This is a genomic window from Pseudomonas sp. P5_A2_2 (assembly GCF_054177685.1).
The window spans coordinates 1-1,225 of record NZ_JBGCUL010001204.1; the positions used below are offsets into that span (position 1 = coordinate 1).

General features: G+C 54.4%; 2 protein-coding genes. One reads left to right on the forward strand and one right to left on the reverse strand.

From position 1 onward, the window contains the following. Positions 1–236 (reverse strand): TGS domain-containing protein (locus ACXRVY_RS30100; RefSeq protein ID WP_458239086.1); only part of this gene is annotated, 236 nt, incomplete at its 3' end. A gap of 374 nt (positions 237–610) precedes the next feature. Here ACXRVY_RS30100 and ACXRVY_RS30105 point away from each other — a divergent pair. Further along, positions 611–913: a hypothetical protein gene (locus ACXRVY_RS30105; RefSeq protein ID WP_458239087.1), complete on the forward strand. Its 303-nt coding sequence runs from the start codon at positions 611–613 to the stop codon at positions 911–913. Positions 914–1,225: the final 312 nt, after the last annotated feature.

Sequence of the window (1,225 nt, forward strand, 5' to 3'; positions counted from 1 at the left end):
ACCAGGTGGGCGCAAGAGTGGCGAATGATCTCCAGCCCCTCTTCATCCTTTGGCGTGATGATTTGCAGCGACGCATCGCTGTCGATGATGTCGCTGGCGTCGACCAGCTTGCCATTGACCTTGCCGGCCACGGTGGCCTTGGCCAGGCCTGCACCGATGGATGCGGCGACCTCGGCTACGGAAACCGGGTGATCGAATGAACGTTGACTGCCGTCGGGAAGAGTAATAGTTGGCATGGCGCCTCCTCTCCTAGTGGTGACCCCTACCAAAGGTCACGTGGGTTGGGATGAGCCAGTACAAGATCCGGTCCAGGCCATTCAATGACGAACGCCTGCCTTACAGCGGCAGGAGCCTTGCGGCCAACCGGAAAACCGAACCAGAGTGACTGGGATTCAAATCAGGGTTAATCGCGCATCTGCCGCTGCCGGGACTGAAGGTCCGTCGGAGCCTGCAAACGCCCGAGCGAGGCATGCTAGCACAGATGAACGGTAGTAGCTGCGCAGAGGTTTTCCAACGCGGTAAATCAGGCGTTTTTATGCCAGAGTGATGAACTTGAGCCGCGCATTAGCGCTCAGATAACAAGACATTGACCCCATAGGAGCATCCTGGCATGCATCTGAATCGTTTATTCGCTGTAGTTGCACCAATCGTTCTGCTGCTGCCGCTGGCCGCCCACGCCGAATGGCCAAAAGGTGAACGCGAGAAGTACATGTYTCAGTGCGTTCCCGCGGCCGCGCAACAAATCGGTGAGGCGGCGGCCAAGGCCCACTGCGCTTGTGGTGCCGATGCGATCAAGTCGTTCCCGGCCAGCGACATTCAGGCATTGATGGACAACAAAGCCAGCGACGCCCTGAAACAGAAAGCCTTTGGCCAAATTGCAGCCTGCAAAGCTGATAACAAAGCCAAAAAATAAGCACAGATCCATGTTCTCAAGCCCTGTTTTACTGGCAAAAAGCACTCGAAACGGGTCATTTCGTACAATTCATGCAGGTTTTACAGCTTTTTTTATCGTCTTTACTTTCGGCTAAGAGCCTTATAAAACGGGGCTTTCAGCCATTTCAAGACATAAAGAAACCGCGACTGATCGGCAAACAGCTCGTCCGGGGGGCTCCCAAACCGAACATTTCGACTATGATACCCGGGTGTGCCCAGTTGGCCTGAGCAGCACAGTACTACTGAAAATATATGTTTCTTGGAGATACACCATGTCTAATCGCCAAACCGG